Raw genomic sequence first — 11,402 nt, 5'->3', positions numbered from 1 at the left:
AATTTCGCCAACCAGCGCATCGAACCGGTCCGCCGCTTCACCTACGACACGTTGAATCAACTGATCAAAGCCACCGGCTGGGAAACCGCCAAGCCCTCATTCGGTCCCGCATTACCCGAGTGGAAAGCCTTCGGCCCGCCCGATGCCAGCCGTTGGCGCAACTACAGCGAAACCTATCACTATGACGAGGCCGGCAATCTGCGGGAGCGCATTCATCTCGGTGCCGAGAACGACACGTTGATCATGCGGGTGGCGGAGCACAGCAATCGCAGTATCAAAGATCGACCAGGTGCGGATCTGGAGGCGCTGTTCGATGCTCGCGGCAATCTGCTGGAGCTGCAACCGGGTCAGGCGTTGCAATGGAATGGTCGCAATGAATTGGTCCAGGTCACCCAAGTCACCCGGATCGTTGCCGCGAATGATTGGGAGCGCTACGTTTACGATGCTGAGGGCATGCGTCTGCGCAAATGGCGCAGCGCTGCAGCTAAATCCGTCATCCACACAGCCGAAGTGCGCTACCTGTCGGGTATCGAAGTGCACGTCAACACGGCATCTGGGGAGCAGCTGCAGGTCATTAGCGTTAAGGCAGGTCGCTGCTCGGTACGGCTGCTGCATTGGGACAGTCCACCTCCTGATGGAGTGGTAAATGATCAGTTGCGTTACTGCTTCGATGATCACCTGGGGTCGAGTGCCTTTGAGGTGGATGCCCTGGCGAAACCGATCAGCCAGGAAGTGTATTACCCCTTTGGTGGCACGGCGTGGCTGGCCGGGCGGCATGAAGTGGAAACCAGCTACAAGACCATTCGGTATTCGGGGAAAGAACGAGATGTTACGGGGCTTTATTACTATGGCGTACGTTATTACGCACCGTGGCTGCAGCACTGGTTGAATCCGGATCCGGTGGGGGATGTGGACGGATTGAATTTTTATCGGTTTGTCAAAAACAACCCGGTTAATTTAGTGGACCCTGATGGGCGCTCCCCGACGCCTCCTAGTGCAAAGCGTATTGAACTTGAAAATACAGTAGAAGAAGGCATGACGTTTGACAGGAAGCAGATGTGGCGGGGCATGAAAGATATAGAAGGAGAGTCGCCTAAGATGGCAAGCGCCTTAAAGAAAGGCTTCGAAATCGCAAAAAAACAGCTTGAAGATGCCATCGATTCATTGGACGCCGGAACGCTTCGAGATGAGGATGTGAGGCATGTGGAAGCTTTTTTTGGAGAGAATAGTAGTTACAGGTATTCAACTATGGTTAAAGCATATAAAACAGCGCGTCTCTATATTGAAGATCTCACGGAAGATACTACGCGAGTAATAGCATTCAGTGCGCCTGGCTCTCGCATGACCTCATTTGTAATTGATGGGGATCATAAAATATATTTCAATTCGAAATACATAGAAGAGGCGCCAGACTGGGAAGTTGCGCGTGTCATTTTGCACGAGATAACCCATATGGAGGAAGTGCTAGATACTTTGGATAGTTGGTATTTTAGTCGACCTGCCAGCTATAGTGAACTGTCGGATAGTCGAAGGGGGTCTATTGATTTAATCGAGATTGAAAAGGCTGAAATAGCTTCGAGGACGTTATTGTCGTCTACAGATCTGGCTTCTCAAAAGAATATTGTGCTGGGCGATAGAATGCATGCTGCATATATTGAGTTTTTTAATATTGACCCTGACACACGGAAGGACTTGGCATTCAGGAATGCAGATACACACGCCTTATTTATACAAAGCCTAAGCCTGTCAGCGCCACGCCGAAACGCGAAGTAGCAATGCAGCTATAAGCCCCCCAACGATAGTTTTATTTTCAAAACGACCGCACAATCCGCCCCAACGTCTCCATCGCCTTCTCCGAAGCCTCATCCCAAGGGCTCCCATAATTTAACCGAATACAATTCCTGAACCGCTGCGCCGGCGAAAATATCGGCCCCGGCGCAATGCTGATCCCTTGCGCCAACGCCATCTGAAACAACTTCAACGAATCCATCTGCGCCGGAAGTTCCAGCCACAGAAAGTACCCGCCTGCTGGTTGGCTCACGCGAGTCTGCGCCGGGAAATACCGGGCAATCGCCGCCAGCATCGCACTCTGCTGCTCCTCCAACGCATAACGCAACTTGCGCAAATGCCGGTCATAGCCACCATGTTGCAGGTAATCGGCAATCGCCGCCTGAGCCGGCATTGACGCACACAGCGAGGTCATGAGTTTCAGTCGCTCAATCTTCTGTGCATAGCGCCCGGCAGCTACCCAGCCGATGCGATAACCCGGTGCGAGGCTTTTGGCGAACGAGCCGCAATGCATCACCAACCCTTCGGTATCGAACGCCTTGGCCGGTTTCGGCGCCTGTTGCCCGTAATAGAGTTCGGCGTAGACATCGTCCTCGATCAGCGGCACCTGGTGGGTGCGCAACAACTCCACCAATTCACGCTTTTTCGCTTCGGGCATGGTCGCACCCATGGGGTTCTGGAAACTGGTCATGCACCAGCAGGCCTTGATCGGGTGGCGTTCCAGGGTTTGCGCGAGCACGCCGAGGTCGATGCCGTCACGCGGGTGCACGGGGATTTCCACGGCCTTGAGTTTCAGCCGTTCGAGGATTTGCAGGCAGGCGTAGAACGCCGGGGCTTCGATGGCCACCAGATCGCCGGGTTCCGTGACGGCTTGCAGGCACAGGTTCAGCGCTTCCAGCGCGCCGTTGGTGATCAGCAGTTCTTCCATGGGCAGCATCAGGCCGCCGACCATGTAGCGCAGGGCGATTTGTCGGCGCAGTTGCGGGTTGCCCGGCGACATGTCGGTGACGACCATGCGCGGGTCCATGTCCCGGGCGGCGCTGGCCAGTGAACGGGACAGGCGTTGCAGCGGAAACAGGGTAGGGCTGGGGAATGCCGAGCCGAAGGGTACGGTGTTCGGGTCCTTGATCGAGTCGAGCACCGAGAACACCAGTTCGCTGACGTCGACTTCGGTGGATTCGTTGACCTGGCTGCTGATCACCGGCTCTGAAAACGGGCTCGGCGCATGGGTGTTGACGAAATAACCGGAGCGTGGGCGGGCGCGAATCAGGCCGCGGCGTTCGAGCAGGTAGTAGGCCTGGAACACCGTGGACGGGCTGACGCCGTAGGTCTGGCTGGCGTAGCGCACCGACGGCACGCGCTGGCCGGGGCCGAGGACGCCGGAGCGGATCAGTTCAGCGATGTCATCGGCGAATTTTTCGTAGCGTTTCATCTAAGGCCCGGTTGGAATTGTTCGGTTAGTGCACTGATGTGGCGAGGGAGCTTGCTCCCGCTCGGCTGCGTAGCAGTCGTAGATCTTTCGTAGATCTTGGGGGCGCTTCGCACCCCAGCGGGAGCAAGTTCCCTCGCCACAGAGGACCGCATCTCACAAGCACTGCATCTTAAAGGCTCAACGGTTCATCGGCGCAACAAAGCGGCTGTCCGCGACGCTATAAATGTCAGGCTCATCGCTGTCGACAATCTTGAAGCGGATGCTCTGCGAGCTGCTGCTCGGCCGTTCAGTGGTCATCGCCACGGACACCGGCACGTCAACAATCTCGCCGGGCGCCAGGCTCAGTTCGGTCTTGCCTTGCAACTGGAAGCCGTCGCCATCGACCAGGGCCAAACGGTAGTCCTGGCGTTGCTGGGTCTTGTTGATGACCTTCAAGCTGTAGATGTTTTCGATCTGCCCCAGACTGTTCTCGCGGAACAGGCCACGGTCCTTGCTGACGTCCAGCGAGACCATCGGCCGTTCGACGAGGGCCAGGGCGAGCGCACCGATCATCACCAGCAACACCGCGGTGTAGCCGATCAGCCGTGGTCGCAGCAGGTGGGTCTTGCCACCTTGCAACTCGTGTTCGGAGGTGTAGCTGATCAGGCCGCGGGCGTAGCCCATTTTGTCCATGATCGAATCACAGGCGTCGATACACGCGGCGCACCCGATGCACTCCATTTGCAGACCATCGCGAATGTCGATGCCGGTCGGGCACACCTGCACGCAGAGCTGGCAATCGATGCAATCACCAAGGCCGACTTCGGCAGGTTTCACGTCACGTTTGCGCGGGCCACGGTTTTCGCCACGGGCGACGTCGTAGGAGATGGTCAGGGTGTCTTTGTCGAACATCACGCTCTGGAACCGCGCATACGGGCACATGTGCATGCATACCGCTTCACGCAGCCAACCGGCGTTGATGTACGTGGCACCGGTGAAGAACAGCACCCAGAACAGGCTGACGCCGCCGATCTGCAGGGTCAGCAACTCTTCGGCCAGCGGCCGGATTGGTGTGAAGTAACCGACAAAGGTCAGGCCGGTCAGCAAACTGATTGCCAGCCACAAGGTGTGTTTAGCGGCGCGGCGCATCAGTTTGTTCAGGCCCCAAGGCGCCGCTTGCAGTTTGATCCGCTGGTTGCGTTCACCTTCGGTGATCTTCTCGCACCACATGAAAATCCAGGTCCAGGAGCTCTGTGGGCAGGTGTAGCCGCACCAGACGCGTCCGGCAAACACGGTGATCGCAAACAGGCCGAACGCCGCAATGATCAGCAATGCCGACAGGAGGATGAAGTCCTGTGGCCAGAAGGTCGCACCGAAGATGTGGAATTTGCTTTCAGAAAGATCCCAGAGCACCGCCTGGCGGCCGCCCCAGTTCAGCCACACCGTGCCGAAGAACAGCAGGAACAGAAAACCCGCACCACTCATGCGCAGGGTGCGGAACAGGCCGGTGAAGCTGCGGGTGTGGATCAGGTTGTCGCTGGATTTGGCCTTCATCTTTGGACGTGAAGGCTCATAGCTGCTGACTAACGGGACACTTTCTACAGTTCGGACGGGGATTCTTTCGCTCATGGTCATACGCTCATCAGCCTCCATCAGGCCGGGTCACTATGAGCGTCGATCTGTTTGCATAACAGACTCAGATATCGCAATAAAAAGCGGATCAGATGAGCGCTTAGCCGCTACGTGCGACAACTTGAAGCACCTGCGGCAACGGGCCTACGGGCGCTATTACAGGCGCCCGCGGGTCGTATTGATCCGGGTCAGTCAAATCACCGAATCACTGTCCGTGGCCTTCAAATGCCGGCGACCGTCCACCGCACCTGCTACGGTCAATGCATCGGCTTCTGCTTCGGTGATGTAGATGTACTGGCCGTTGATATCGACTGCCGACATTGCTTTCTCGGGGTCGGTGACGATGGTCACATCCGGGCACAGGCGGATTTCCTCGCCGTTCTCGGTGGTGAAAAAGCAGGTCTTGTTTTCGATGCGCACTGTCATGGAGAGGTCCTTTTTTCTGCGGGTTATACAAGGTTAGGGCTCAACAGGCGGCCATCGTTCTGTGCAACCGATTAATGGTCGGCGCGGTCCATCCTCTATCGATCATTTACAGGGAATGCACCATGGACGCCTGGTGGCATGAAGTTTGGGTGACGCTGCAAGCGGAGTTCGCTGACATTGGCGATGCCTCACAACTGACACGTATCACGGTAAGACTGCTGATGGCCGCCGTGTTGGGCGGGATTCTCGGTTTTGAACGCGAGCACAAGGGCAAGGCCGCCGGTGTGCGTACGCACATGCTGGTGGCGCTCGGTGCCGCGCTGTTTGTGCTGGTGCCGCAGATGTCCGGCTCTCAGGCCGATGCCATGAGTCGCGTGGTGCAAGGGGTGATCGCCGGGATCGGCTTCCTCGGTGCCGGGACCATCCTGAAAAACCAGGAAGGCGATGAGGGCCACGTGAAAGGCCTGACCACCGCCGCCGGGTTGTGGTTGACAGCGGCGATTGGTGTTTCCGCCGGGTTGGGGCGTGAGGCGACGGCGGTGTTCAGTACGTTGCTGGCGTTGGCGATTTTCAGTGTGATGCCGAGGATCGTTAAGTTGCTTGAGAAAAACGAGCAGGAAGATAAGCCCTGACGGACGGCGAATTTGTGGCGGAGTAGCTTGTGTGGGGAGGGAGCTTGCTCCCGCTGGGGTGCGAAGCTCCTCCGAAAAATCACGACCGCTGCGCAGCCGAAGGGGATGGTGCGGTGTTCCGACAAGCTCCCTCGCCACTTTACTCGGGGGCAACGATCACCGGCGGCATCGTCTCCGGCGGATCTTCCCGCGGTGGCGGGGTAGTCCCCGGCGGCTCCTGCTCGGGCACCGGCAGCGGCTCGGTGGGAGGAATCGTCGGGGTGTCGATGTTTGGATCGGGTGTTTCAGCCGGGATTGGAATACTCATCGTTGAAGCCTCCAGTGGCAGATGGCGCAAGTCGTGCTTAAGTGGATTGACCTCTTTGCATACGAATTGATTCCACCGCAGATGCGGGCAAATCCACGTGAACTTTACCGAAGCCTGTCGCTCGGAACCTAAGTGAGTTCATTCCGGGGCCGCTGGCCTTGCGCGAACGACGATCAGGTACAAGAGCGTCCATGGGGCGTAAAGGAGAGATGCTCGATGACTGCAGAAAAACCGACAGAGCTGAACTACAACCCTCATATGCCGTTGTCGCAGGCCTTGTTGCTGCCGCGCATCGCCATTGAAAACACCATGCCGACCCTGGATGGCGGGCAATTCGCCGCTAAAGCCGTGATCGGGCAAGACGTGGTGGTCACGAGTAAAGTCTTCGCCGACGGGCACGACAAACTGGCCGTGCGGGTTCGCTGGCGCGCTGCCGATGATGACGCCTGGCAAAGCGAAGTCATGGGTGAGCTGGGCAATAACGGGTATCAAGGCCAATTCCGCGTCTCGCGTCAGGGCCGTTATGTGTTCTGCATCGAGGCCTGGATCGATCAGTTCGCCAGCTTCTGCTATGAGCTGGAGAAGAAGCACTCGGCCCGTGTGCCCGTCAGTCTTGAGCTGCAGGAAGGTCGCACCCTGGTTCAACAGGCAGCCGAACGCTCCGAAGGCCAACTGAGTGAAGAGCTGGCAGCGCTGCACCACGAACTGGCCGGGTTGCTCGAAATCGAGCAGGTGGCGCTGTTTCTGCACCAGCGCAGCGCCGACCTGATGTCTCAGGCCGATCACCGCGCCTATTTGAGCTTCAGCCCCGAGTATCCGCTGGACGTCGAACGTGAGATCGCCCAGTTCGCCAGTTGGTATGAGTTGTTTCCGCGCTCGATCACCGACGATCCGGCCCGTCATGGCACATTTAACGACGTGCATTCGCGGCTGCCGATGATTCAGGACATGGGGTTTGATGTGCTGTACTTTCCGCCGATCCACCCGATCGGACGCAGCTACCGCAAAGGCCCGAACAACTCCCTCACCGCCGGCCCCGACGATCCAGGCAGCCCGTATGCCATCGGCAGTGAAGAGGGCGGGCATGAGGCGATTCACTCGGAACTGGGCACCCGCGAAGACTTCCGTCGGTTGGTAGCCGCAGCAGCCGACCATGGCCTGGAAATCGCACTCGACTTCGCCATTCAGTGTTCCCAGGATCATCCGTGGCTCAAACAGCATCCCGGCTGGTTCAACTGGCGCCCGGACGGCACGATCAAATACGCCGAGAACCCGCCGAAGAAATATCAGGATATCGTCAACGTCGACTTCTATGCCGCTGACGCGATCCCCAGCCTCTGGGTCGAATTGCGCGACATCGTGGTCGGCTGGGTCGAGGAGGGCGTGAAGATCTTTCGCGTCGACAACCCGCACACTAAACCGCTGCCGTTCTGGCAGTGGCTGATCGCCGATGTGCGGGCGCTGTACCCGGAAGTGATCTTCCTCGCCGAAGCCTTCACCACGCCGGCGATGATGGCGCGCCTGGGCAAGGTCGGTTATTCGCAGAGCTACACCTACTTCACCTGGCGCAACACCAAGTACGAATTGTCGACGTACTTCACCGAGTTGAACGAGTCGCCGTGGCGCGAATGCTACCGGCCGAATTTCTTCGTCAATACACCGGACATCAACCCGGCGTTTCTGCACGAGTCCGGACGCGCCGGCTTTCTGATCCGTGCGGCCCTGGCAACCATGGGCTCCGGGCTGTGGGGCATGTATTCAGGTTTCGAGCTTTGTGAAGCCGCACCCGTGCCTGGGAAGGAGGAATACTTCAACTCCGAGAAGTACGAAATCCGCCCCAGGGACTTCAACGCGCCGGGCAACATCATTGCCGAGATCGCGCAGCTCAACCGCATTCGCCGGCAGAACCCTGCGTTGCACACGCATCTGGGCCTGAAGGTCTACAACGCCTGGAACGACAACATCCTGTATTTCGGCAAACGCAGCGAGGATGGCAGCAACTTCATTCTGGTCGCGGTCAGCCTCGATCCGCATAACGTTCAGGAAGCGAATTTCGAGTTACCGCTGTGGGAAATGGGGTTGCCCGACGACGCCAGTACTCAGGGCGAGGACTTGATGAGCGGCCATCGCTGGATGTGGCACGGCAAGTACCAATTCATGCGGATCGACCCGGCGCATCAACCGTTCGGCATCTGGCGGATCACTGTCTAGACAGGCTGCCCGCTCTTGTGGCGAGGGAGCTTGCTCCCGCTCGGCTGCGAAGCAGTCGTAAGTCCTGTGGATGCGGTTTGTCAGAACGAAAGCAGGGGCCGCTTCGCAGCCCAGCGGGAGCACGCTCCCTCGCCACAAAAGAGCCTTCTTCTGCAGCCTGTGTGCTTCAGCGGGGGGCTTTATTGAATTCAACAGGAGTTTCAAATGGCGAAGAAACCCAAGGCTGCCACCTTTATCAAGGACCCGCTCTGGTACAAGGACGCAGTGATTTACCAGGTTCACGTTAAGTCTTTTTTCGACTCCAACAATGACGGGATCGGCGACTTTCCCGGCCTCATCGCCAAACTCGATTACATCGCCGACCTTGGCGTCAACACCATCTGGCTCCTGCCGTTCTACCCGTCGCCCCGGCGCGACGATGGCTACGACATTGCCGAGTACCGTGGCGTGCATCCCGATTACGGCACCATGGCCGACGCCAGGCGCTTTATTTCTGAAGCCCACAAACGTGGCTTGCGGGTCATCACCGAACTGGTCATCAACCACACCTCGGACCAGCACGCCTGGTTCCAGCGGGCGCGAAAAGCCAAACCCGGTTCTGCGGCGCGGGACTTTTACGTCTGGTCCGATGACGATCAAAAATATGACGGCACCCGCATCATCTTTCTCGACACCGAAAAGTCCAACTGGACCTGGGACCCGGTCGCCGGCCAGTACTTCTGGCACCGTTTCTATTCGCACCAGCCGGACCTGAATTTCGATAACCCGCAAGTCATGAAAGCCGTGTTGTCGGTGATGCGCTACTGGCTCGACATGGGCATCGACGGTTTGCGGCTGGATGCGATTCCGTACCTGATCGAACGGGACGGCACCAACAATGAAAACCTGCCCGAGACCCACGACGTCCTCAAGCAGATCCGCGCCGAAATCGACGCCAATTACCCAGATCGCATGCTGCTCGCCGAAGCCAACCAATGGCCGGAAGATACGCAGCTGTACTTTGGTGACACCGATACAAAAGGCCTCAACGGCGACGAATGCCACATGGCCTTCCACTTCCCGTTGATGCCGCGCATGTACATGGCGCTGGCCCAGGAAGACCGCTTCCCGATCACCGACATTCTGCGCCAGACCCCGGAGATCCCGGCCAACTGCCAGTGGGCCATTTTCCTGCGCAATCACGATGAGCTGACCCTGGAGATGGTCACCGACAAGGAGCGTGACTACCTGTGGAACTACTACGCGGCCGACCGTCGGGCGCGGATCAACCTGGGGATTCGCCGGCGCCTGGCACCGTTGATGGAACGCGACCGTCGCCGTGTGGAGCTGCTGAACAGTCTGTTGCTGTCGATGCCCGGCACGCCGACCCTGTATTACGGTGATGAAATCGGCATGGGCGACAACATCTACCTTGGTGACCGCGATGGCGTGCGCACGCCTATGCAATGGTCGATCGACCGTAACGGCGGCTTCTCCCGCGCCGATCCGGCCAGCCTGGTGCTGCCACCGATTATGGACCCGCAATACGGTTACCTGTCGGTCAACGTCGAAACCCAGGCGGGCGATCCGCATTCATTGTTGAACTGGACCCGGCGCATGCTCGCCGTGCGCAAGCAATCCAAGGCGTTCGGACGCGGCACACTGAAAATGCTGTCGCCGAGCAACCGACGGATTCTGGCTTACACCCGTGAATTCACCGGGGCAGATGGCAAGCACGAGATCATTCTGTGTGTGGCTAACGTGTCCCGCAGTGCACAAGCGGCAGAACTGGACCTGTCGGCCTACGTCGGCATGGTGCCGGTCGAGATGCTGGGCGGTAACGCGTTCCCGCCGATCGGCCAGTTGAATTTTCTCCTGACCCTGGCGCCTTACGGTTTTTACTGGTTCGGACTCGCAGCGGAGAATCAAATGCCTAGCTGGCACGTAGAACCGGCGCAAAGCCTGCCGGACTTCACCACCCTGGTGCTGAAAAAGCGCATGGAAGAACTGCTCGAAGCGCCGTCTCGCGGCACGCTGGAACAGGGCATCCTGCCTAACTGGTTACAAAACCGGCGCTGGTTCGCCGGCAAGGATGCGGCCATTGACAAGGTCAACCTGGCCTATGGCGTGCGCTTCGGTGATGCGTTGCATCCGGTGCTGCTGAGTGAAATCGAAGTCACCAGCGGCGGTCAGACCAGCCGTTACCAATTGCCGTTCGGCTTCATTGCGGATGATCAGGTGGGCCCCGCGTTGCCGCAGCAACTGGCGCTGTCTCGGGTGCGACGAGGTCCGCAAGTGGGCTTGATCACGGATGCGTTCAGCCTCGAAAACTTCATCCGTGCGGTGCTGCAAGGCATGCAGGACAACACTGTGCTGCCGTCCGATGGCGGCGAGATTCGCTTCGAACCGACTGCCGAGTTGGCGAAGCTGGGCCTGAGCGCTGAATCGGAAGTGCGCTATCTGTCGGCCGAGCAGTCCAACAGCTCGGTGGTGATCGGCAGCAGCCTGGTGCTCAAGCTGATCCGCAAGGTGGCCTCAGGCGTTCACCCGGAACTGGAAATGAGCGCGTACCTGACCGATGCGGGTTTCGCCAATATCTCTCCATTGCTGGGGTCGGTGGTCCGTCGCGATGCCAAGGGCGAAGACAACCTGCTGATGATCGCCCAAGGCTATCTGAGCAATCAGGGCGATGCATGGGAATGGACGCAGAACAACCTCGAACGAGCATTGCGCGACGAACTCGCCGATGCCATGTCCGAGCAGGAGCAGCATTACAACGCCCTCGGCGAACTGCGCGACTTCGCCGGGATGCTCGGTCAGCGTCTGGGGGAAATGCATCAGGTGCTGGCAGCGCCCACGGACAACCCGGACTTCGCCCCGCAAGTCACCACGCAAAAAGATGCCCTGGCTTCGGCCAAGGATGTCGCCGCGCAACTGGAACACGCGCTGAAGTTGCTCAAGCAGCATCAAAACGAACTGAACCCGGCGGACAAAACCCTGGTCACTCGTTTACTGG

8 protein-coding genes are annotated in these 11,402 nt (G+C 58.5%); 4 read left to right on the top strand and 4 right to left on the bottom strand.

The features are described from left to right. The coding region (locus ACM6I5_RS15015; protein WP_414884157.1) for an RHS repeat domain-containing protein at nt 1-1,773 on the top strand (1,773 nt) is incomplete at its 5' end. A 37-nt stretch (nt 1,774-1,810) separates the two neighbouring features. Here ACM6I5_RS15015 and mapR read toward each other — a convergent pair. The 3 genes from mapR to ACM6I5_RS15000 all read right to left on the bottom strand — a co-directional run bounded on the left by mapR (nt 1,811) and on the right by ACM6I5_RS15000 (nt 5,257). After that, nucleotides 1,811-3,220: a GntR family transcriptional regulator MpaR gene (mapR, locus tag ACM6I5_RS15010; RefSeq protein WP_017338490.1), complete on the bottom strand. Its 1,410-nt coding sequence runs from the start codon at nt 3,218-3,220 to the stop codon at nt 1,811-1,813. A 177-nt stretch (nt 3,221-3,397) separates the two neighbouring features. Continuing rightward, nucleotides 3,398-4,828 carry a cytochrome c oxidase accessory protein CcoG gene (gene ccoG / locus ACM6I5_RS15005; protein ID WP_031318843.1) on the bottom strand — a complete coding sequence of 477 codons (1,431 nt, stop codon included), beginning with the start codon at nt 4,826-4,828 and terminating at the stop codon, nt 3,398-3,400. Nucleotides 4,829-5,023: 195 nt separating this feature from the next. Beyond that, a complete protein-coding gene (locus tag ACM6I5_RS15000; RefSeq protein WP_414884156.1) occupies nt 5,024-5,257 on the bottom strand; it encodes a DUF3203 family protein in 234 nt (77 codons plus the stop codon). Between the two features lie 122 nt (nt 5,258-5,379). Here ACM6I5_RS15000 and ACM6I5_RS14995 point away from each other — a divergent pair, with 122 nt between their 5' ends. Further along, complete coding sequence (locus ACM6I5_RS14995) at nt 5,380-5,889, top strand: MgtC/SapB family protein (RefSeq protein ID WP_017338493.1); 510 nt, start codon at nt 5,380-5,382, stop codon at nt 5,887-5,889. A gap of 139 nt (nt 5,890-6,028) precedes the next feature. Here ACM6I5_RS14995 and ACM6I5_RS14990 read toward each other — a convergent pair whose 3' ends face one another. Beyond that, nucleotides 6,029-6,196 carry a hypothetical protein gene (locus ACM6I5_RS14990; protein WP_414878234.1) on the bottom strand — a complete coding sequence of 56 codons (168 nt, stop codon included), beginning with the start codon at nt 6,194-6,196 and terminating at the stop codon, nt 6,029-6,031. A 216-nt stretch (nt 6,197-6,412) separates the two neighbouring features. On the opposite strand from ACM6I5_RS14990, the gene ACM6I5_RS14985 reads away from it, so the two are divergent. Both ACM6I5_RS14985 and treS read left to right on the top strand, forming a co-directional pair. Beyond that, nucleotides 6,413-8,407 (top strand): alpha-1,4-glucan--maltose-1-phosphate maltosyltransferase, encoded by a 1,995-nt coding sequence (locus ACM6I5_RS14985; protein WP_414878233.1) that lies wholly within the window; start codon nt 6,413-6,415, stop codon nt 8,405-8,407. Nucleotides 8,408-8,611: 204 nt separating this feature from the next. Continuing rightward, a partial coding sequence (treS, locus tag ACM6I5_RS14980) for a maltose alpha-D-glucosyltransferase (RefSeq protein ID WP_414884155.1) occupies nt 8,612-11,402 on the top strand: 2,791 nt, incomplete at its 3' end.

It is taken from the genome of Pseudomonas sp. IT-P171, from assembly GCF_949767765.1.
Taxonomy (GTDB): Bacteria; Pseudomonadota; Gammaproteobacteria; order Pseudomonadales; family Pseudomonadaceae; genus Aquipseudomonas; species Aquipseudomonas fluorescens_B.
This window is presented reverse-complemented; position numbering and strand designations above follow the sequence as displayed.